Raw genomic sequence first — 6,869 nt, forward strand, 5'->3', positions numbered from 1 at the left:
TCGGCATATTTTTCAGGTTTATGTTCAAAAGTTTCAAGCAATTTTATAGCTTTCTTTTCGTTAATTCAATAAGCATTATTACATGCAATTTGTCGTTTTTAAAATGGCACGAAATATTTCATGATCCAGTCCTAACAGCTGCCTTAACCGACCGTTTGACTCATAAATCACATGTTGTAAATATGGTCGGTCCTTCTTACAAAATAAAAGAAACAGAACAATGGATAAAAGATAATTCAAAGATGACAGTGGCTCAATTTTAACTTGCGAAATGGCTCATTTTTAACTAGCGAAATACAATCCATAACATTTTCTATTGTAAAGCTTTGAAGTACCTTGCGCGGCACGTTGTTTGATTCCCCACTTAGTATTATTGCTGCGTGATTCATTTTCTGCTTGAGCAACTGCCTCGATAATTGAAATCATCAAGTCATTATCTGTATCAGCTGTATCAAGTACTTCCTGTTCAAATATGACCCGAACGCCGAGAACCCTTAGCTGGTTCAATGCATCAAGAATCTCTACTGTGTCTCGGCCAAATCTGCTGATGCTCTTGGTTAGGATAATTTCTAAGTCACGCGACTGACAGTCCTGCAGCATACGAGAAAACTCTTTTCGAGAGGAACCTGTCTTGCTTGAAGCAATATCTATATATACATCAACCAATAGCCATTTGGGATTAGCTGCTGTCAATCTTGTTAGCGCCGACACTTGGGCGGTAAGACTTTTCAGCTGGTCAGCACTATTTGTACTCACACGACAATAAATACCGACCCTCTTTTCTCGTTTTGAAGGCAATGGTGGTATGAAATGTATTCTTTTATCATCAGCCACGATAAAACCTCCAAGATAACAGGCTTATTGAAAAATTAGCAATTTTCATGCTCATATATTGCTTTTATTGGAAACTAATAAGGTATTTATTTTATTATGAAGTAATTCTACATCATAATCAACATTGCTTAATATTGTTACTATCAACTGTTTACCTAAATCATAAGATGTTATAAAATTAACTCCAGGGTCACAACCTTGAAACGAAGGGATTTTGCCATTAAGAAGCCATACTCCAAAACCATAATATCCTTCTGCAATTTGAGGAGAAAACATCTTTTCCAATGACTCCTTATTAATTAGTTCTCCGTTTACTAATGCAGTCCAAAATTTTTCAATATCATGTGCTGTTGTAAATGCCCCTCCTGCACCGCTTCCTTTTGCATCAATAGAAAAGATATTAGTACGATATTCATTCCTTTTATAATCAAAAATATAAGAGAACGCACATTTTGCAGGTAATCTATCAAGTTCAAAATATCCAGTATCAGTCATTCTGCATGTATCAAAAATAGTTTCCTGAAGATAAACATCGAAAGGTTTTCCCGTTATCTCCTCAATAACTAATCCAAGAACTACATAACCCGTGTTATTGTATTGAAATCGTTCCCCTTTTGGATACATCATAGGCTTATCAATAAACAAAGGAATTAAATCTGATGATTTTCTAATGCGATAATTCGGGATATTAATCCATAACTCCTCATAATTATTCATAACAGATTCATCAAAATAATCAGGTATTCCTGAAGTATGATTTAACAATTGGCTTATTGTTATCCCCGAATCAATCTCCTTCAAATCAAATTTTAATACTTCTCCAATTGTTGTATCAAAGTTTATGATTTTTTGTTCAATTAAGTTCAGTATTGCAGTCGCTACAAAAACCTTACCAGCTGAAGCTGTACCAAACTTCGTGTCCATTCTATTTGGGATTTCATTTGCCTTATCAGCAAATCCGTATCCACCTTGGAAAATATTTTTACTTCCTTGCACTATTGAAATTACTCCACTAAATTTCTCGTCAATCAAGTCATTTACGTTCATTTTTTCTATTCTCCTAATACAAATAATCATCTTTCCATTTAGTACCACGACCAATAAACATATTAACATATTTCAGGCATGTTGGTTAGCCTATTTAGCGACATTTTAACCTTAACATCAAACCTAACCACACAACCTCAACTTTTTCAGAAGACATCTAAATCGACCACTCGCGAACCCATGTTATCCAAACTGACCACTCGTCAAACACCGACATCTAAATCGCTCTGTCACGTTCAAAATCATGCCTTTGGACTTGTTCCCACGAAGCGATATTTTCATGTTTTTCGCTCAATGGGTTTTGTAACCATGTGTGCTAAAAGTATTGATATATAAGGGTTTTCAGTGCTCTCAATCATTTTTCCTTGTTATCAATACTACACACTCAACATGGCTCGAGTTGATGGCATTGATGTCTTAAGCTGATTTTTAACCCTTTCGTTCGCGGGAACGTATCAACGGTATTTTGATTATTTTTTAAGAAACTGATATATGGGGGAACATATCGAAGCAATCAATAATGCACATTAACAACTAGTCTTTGTTATATTTAAACTATTCGAAAAGGTAATTGGATATTAAGGGAAGACTCTATAGACTTTTTCATATGATTAACGAGTTCAGCCACCTCAGATTCCATTCCTTCCCACTTGTCAACACACTCTCCTAAATAAGCCTCTCTCGCTTTGTTGAGTAAAGTAGCATGCTCATCGGGTAATTGAGGTATCGCCCATTCAGCTGCCAGATCTTTTGAGCGAATTTCACCAGTAGATGCTGTCAGCCACATTCTGGCTAAAGTTAAAATCACATTGCGTTCGTCACCGTTAATGCTAGCTATCAACCCGGGCAACGATTCTTTAATTGCTTTTCGAATATCTGTCATTGGCACAGGCTCAATTACTTCTGTTGCCTTTGGTCCCAAAAGGTTAATACTATTTTTTCTTAGTTGTGCTAAAAGTATTGCTAAATCCGGATCATAAGTCGACTCAGGAATTTCTCCCTTTTCAAACTGCTCTCTTAGCCACTCGCCATACATAAATTCATATTTGGGGGGGAAATGCCAAGGGACAATATCCTTTTGATTTATGACCGTAACTTCAAGAGGCCTCATATCTTTTATGTTTCCTATTTTCCCAGATATAAGCATTAACCTATTTGTAAGATTCCTTCGAGTTTTTTCAGATAAACTTTGATTTGTTATTACCAAAATATCTACATCGCTATTCATACGTAAACCACCCATTACTGCCGAACCATACAAATACACCCCAATTAACATATTATCAAGTAGTTCCGCTATAGTTTTTAATGCTTGAATTGCTTCTTTCGGAATTTTTTTGTTACTTAAATCTATACTCAACTTCGATCTCCTTTCGTCTGAAAACTGTTTTTTAACGCCTCTTAAAATTTATAAAAAAAGAGTAAACATCTTTCGTTGTATTGTAAATTAACGCCATCCAAAATTTTGATTCAAGATTTTCTTTCGGTTTATTATATGTTTGAGCCAATATAAGCTACAAAACTGCTGTCTATCCATTTTTGAGTAACCTCATTTATATCAATCCCAATAGTAGCCAACCCAATAATGCTGCAATCCAATTTCTCTAACAAAGCTATTAAAGCCTTCATTTGAGAACCTGTCTCTATCCAATCATCTACAATCAAAACTCTTTTGTTCCTCACAATAGAACTCTTAGATATTTCAAAGCTTTTATCTTGACCTGAATAGTCGGTAAAATGTGTCGAAATAATCTCTTCTTTTGCGTATGGCAGCTTATCACCTTTTCTTACTCCAATAAACCCCACTCCAAGTTCTTTGGCTATGGCAGTGCCTAGTATCCATCCAATTGCTTCTGGGGCAGCCACATAATCTACTTTATTTTGAAAATCCAATGATAGTACTTTTACAATTTTATCATATGTGTAAAAATAGTTAGTAAATCATATTTTCCAATTGAGTTACGAGGTAATATACCTCTAATTTCATTTATAACATCAGTACTTTCCATACATTTACACCCCTTGCTTATGGTTAATAATCTTTGCTAATCTTTAAAAATAGTCATTTTCAACATATTTTTTATACATGTCCTCGGTATATCTTGTTATGTTCTTACCATACTCTGGATAATCAAACCCCAGTAGTTCTGCTACCTCTTTGGACACTTCCCTGAACAATTGGTGGCATATAAATAATGACTTCCAAATATTTTCATAGGAATCCATGCGATATGTAGATAATAATCTATTCCATAGATCTTCATCAATGTATTTGTTAATATACTTATAATTTTTCCCAACACTTAATGAAAATTCTGTCTTTATCCCAACCTTCCACGACATCATCCTAAGTAGTTCAAACCGTAGAATCTGGTTCAGATGATCGATTGCAAACAGTATCTCTTTGCGGCACAATCCTTTAATAACATAAGGTGTTACATTCCAAAATTCATTGCAGCAATCATCATACTCCCTTGCGCTTGGCTTTCTTACATGATAATCTATATCAGTCGGAACTATGTCCCTTTTAATTCTACAATCTTTATCAATTAGAACCTTTATTAATTTATCGCCCTTTAGGTAATTATCTAACTCTTCCAAGGGCAATAAGGTAAGATCAATTTTATTGTAATCATCAAATAGCATAAGATAGGAAAATCCCTTTTCTTCAGGTGGGAATAATTCCATATCCTCCGGCTTTTGCATCATTATTATATTCCCAAATTGATTAAGCCAGTCATCATTAGATATAAACGGTTCTATATCACTTACAAAATATGTAATATCATAATCCTGAAATTCATCTTTAGGTATATTAATATTTGCGCGTGACCCCTCAAGGGTCACAATTCGAATACGTTCATCCTGTTCTGCTAAAGAAAGTACTAAATCCATCATTTCTTTTTCTGATCTCATTTACATACTCCTCGTTTATTTTTTCTATATTATTACATCTTCTTTTTTGCCGATACAATCAGCATCATTGGGCGTCGCATTTCATCCGCCATCCCCGGAATATCCATCATGTTCTCTGGCGGCTGTGGCTCCACAATCTGATTTATTATAAAACTATTTGAAAGCAGTGTATTTAGATATGTGGTCAGTGTTCTATGATATTTTGTAACCTTTTCTTCCAAAAACATAGCTGTCCGTTTGCCCTCATAATAATAATTGTCCACCGGGAAATGCAGTATTTCTCCTTTTTCGTTATAATACCAGTCTTGTGTTCCATGAGCAGTAAAAACAGGATGTTCAACTGTAAAAACTAAATTGCCACCAGCCTTCAGCATCCTATATATCTTTTTTATTAAATTCTCATAGTCTGCTACATAATGAAACGCAAGCGAACTTAGTATTACATCAAAGCTCTCCTCTGGGAAATCCACATCTTCTATGGCACAGCATTCATATTCAATCTGTGGAAAATGGGTTTTTCCTTTTGCTACTTCGAGCATTTTATGAGAAATATCAACACCTACTACAGAGGAAGCACCGTTTTCCATCGCATATATACAGTGCCATCCATAGCCGCATCCTAAATCAAGCACACGCTTACCCTTAAAATCAGGTAGCATCTTTTTCAAAGTCTCCCATTCTCCCGCACCAGCCAGTCCTTTCTGCGAGCGACTCATTTGACTGTATTTTTGAAAAAATATATTATCATCATATTTATTTTCTTTCATCTGAATTCCCCTCGTTTAAAAAGTTATTTATCTCCGTTGCTATTTTTTTCACTTCTTTATAAAGCTTCTCGGTCATATCGTAGCATTCAAAAAGTGAGATACCGAGTACTTCAAAAATATGATTTACCCTTTCGGCATATTTTTCAGGTTTATGTTCAAAAGTTTCAAGCAATTTTATAGCTTTCTTTTCGTTAATTCAATAAGCATTATTACATGCAAATAACACTTGATTTAAACATGAAACTATACGAAAAACATGACCCGCAATATAATATTTATCGTCTGTTCCCGAATTTGCTTTTACAAACATTAAAGAGAACCCTGCTTCAAACATAAAAAAGTTAACTAAACTTTTCTGCAAAGCATTGGGATAAGTTTCTGCCTGTTTTTTTAATTCGCATAAGCTTTCATTCTTAGCATATAGTATTTTGCTAATCGCTAATTCTCCTCGATACATTGCACTAATATAACCATGGGGATGCCCAGTCTGATAATTGGCAGTAACAATTCCGTGCTCTGTATCTTTCATTATTTGTTCCACACGTTTAATATCACGTAAAATTAAATCCACATGATACCCGTTTATGACTAACCATCCGCCGCCATTAATCCAATCACCCCATGCTCCGGGAGGTACAACAAGGTTATTTCTATGCTCATCATCCAGCTTTGTAGCGAATTGATTAATAGTATTTATGTCAAATGATTCTGAATTGTAATAGATGCCGATATCTATATCCGAATCCTCTGTATGGGTGCCCCTTGCACGTGAACCACCTAAAACAATACCTTCTATATAAGACAGAGAGGATAATTTCTCTGCTACTGATTTAATAATATTATCTACCATCAAGCATGCTCCTTTTATCGATTCACTGCTGTAAAAATTCCAAGCCAAATCTTTTGCTTCTACTCAACATATTTATAATTTTTTTAATTTCACAAAAGATAGTTAAAACTTATCAATTGTCTTTTTATACCTCTGCTGATTAGATGAAGTCTTTTCAATAGCCTTTAAATTACCATTCATTTTGCTAACATGGTTTAAAAATAACGTTCCAAGCAGAAGTCGATCCTTTCTGGGTATCCTATTCCCCACATATCCCTTGAATAAATCTTTAACAAGAAAAACTTCGCCATCATTTAGATTTTCAGTTTCTCTAATAGCTTCTTCCAATAGCTCATTTACATCAATCATGTTGTCCACTCCTTATTAATAATGGGGCTGACCCATTAGTCCCTTTTGAACCAAAAAATCGAAGGCACCCGTGAAAGATGTCTTCGATTTTTGTTTTTTTTGGATGA

General features: G+C 34.8%; 9 protein-coding genes. 1 reads left to right on the top strand and 8 read right to left on the bottom strand.

All coding sequences use genetic code 11. From position 1 onward, the window contains the following. Positions 1-263 (top strand): ATP-binding protein (locus tag CIGNP91_RS08405; protein WP_180383236.1); only part of this gene is annotated, 263 nt, incomplete at its 5' end. 19 nt (positions 264-282) lie between these two features. On the opposite strand, the gene CIGNP91_RS08410 is transcribed toward CIGNP91_RS08405, so the two are convergent. The 8 genes from CIGNP91_RS08410 to CIGNP91_RS08445 form a co-directional block, all read right to left on the bottom strand. Further along, positions 283-834: a recombinase family protein gene (locus CIGNP91_RS08410; RefSeq protein WP_236846252.1), complete on the bottom strand. Its 552-nt coding sequence runs from the start codon at positions 832-834 to the stop codon at positions 283-285. A 51-nt stretch (positions 835-885) separates the two neighbouring features. Next, the gene (locus CIGNP91_RS08415; RefSeq protein ID WP_086253908.1) at positions 886-1,881 is read right to left on the bottom strand and encodes a serine hydrolase domain-containing protein; all 996 of its coding nucleotides are present in this window, start codon (positions 1,879-1,881) and stop codon (positions 886-888) included. Positions 1,882-2,431: 550 nt separating this feature from the next. After that, positions 2,432-3,241 (bottom strand): ANT(9) family aminoglycoside nucleotidyltransferase Spw, encoded by an 810-nt coding sequence (locus tag CIGNP91_RS08420; protein WP_002294509.1) that lies wholly within the window; start codon positions 3,239-3,241, stop codon positions 2,432-2,434. Between the two features lie 131 nt (positions 3,242-3,372). Next, the gene (locus tag CIGNP91_RS08425) at positions 3,373-3,774 is read right to left on the bottom strand and encodes a phosphoribosyltransferase family protein (RefSeq protein ID WP_002401582.1); all 402 of its coding nucleotides are present in this window, start codon (positions 3,772-3,774) and stop codon (positions 3,373-3,375) included. A 159-nt stretch (positions 3,775-3,933) separates the two neighbouring features. Beyond that, complete coding sequence (locus tag CIGNP91_RS08430; protein ID WP_002294505.1) at positions 3,934-4,797, bottom strand: aminoglycoside nucleotidyltransferase ANT(6)-Ia; 864 nt, start codon at positions 4,795-4,797, stop codon at positions 3,934-3,936. A gap of 32 nt (positions 4,798-4,829) precedes the next feature. After that, on the bottom strand, positions 4,830-5,564 hold the full coding sequence (locus CIGNP91_RS08435) for a class I SAM-dependent methyltransferase (protein WP_000662263.1): 735 nt from the start codon (positions 5,562-5,564) through the stop codon (positions 4,830-4,832). A 196-nt stretch (positions 5,565-5,760) separates the two neighbouring features. Then, positions 5,761-6,414, bottom strand: coding sequence for a nucleotidyltransferase domain-containing protein (locus tag CIGNP91_RS08440; protein ID WP_442861884.1), 654 nt, complete (start codon positions 6,412-6,414; stop codon positions 5,761-5,763). Positions 6,415-6,516: 102 nt separating this feature from the next. Beyond that, a complete protein-coding gene (locus tag CIGNP91_RS08445) occupies positions 6,517-6,762 on the bottom strand; it encodes a single-stranded DNA-binding protein (protein ID WP_000567888.1) in 246 nt (81 codons plus the stop codon). Positions 6,763-6,869 lie beyond the last annotated feature (107 nt).

The organism is Campylobacter sp. P091, assembly GCF_002138935.1.
Lineage (GTDB): Bacteria > Campylobacterota > Campylobacteria > Campylobacterales > Campylobacteraceae > Campylobacter > Campylobacter devanensis.

What these genes read in the sequence shown, in the direction of transcription:
- CIGNP91_RS08430 (WP_002294505.1), bottom strand. Translation starts at nt 4,797, where the DNA reads ATGAGATCAGAAAAAGAAATGATGGATTTAGTACTTTCTTTAGCAGAA.
- CIGNP91_RS08415 (WP_086253908.1), bottom strand. Translation starts at nt 1,881, where the DNA reads ATGAACGTAAATGACTTGATTGACGAGAAATTTAGTGGAGTAATTTCA.
- CIGNP91_RS08445 (WP_000567888.1), bottom strand. Translation starts at nt 6,762, where the DNA reads ATGATTGATGTAAATGAGCTATTGGAAGAAGCTATTAGAGAAACTGAA.
- CIGNP91_RS08440 (WP_442861884.1), bottom strand. Translation starts at nt 6,414, where the DNA reads ATGGTAGATAATATTATTAAATCAGTAGCAGAGAAATTATCCTCTCTG.
- CIGNP91_RS08435 (WP_000662263.1), bottom strand. Translation starts at nt 5,564, where the DNA reads ATGAAAGAAAATAAATATGATGATAATATATTTTTTCAAAAATACAGT.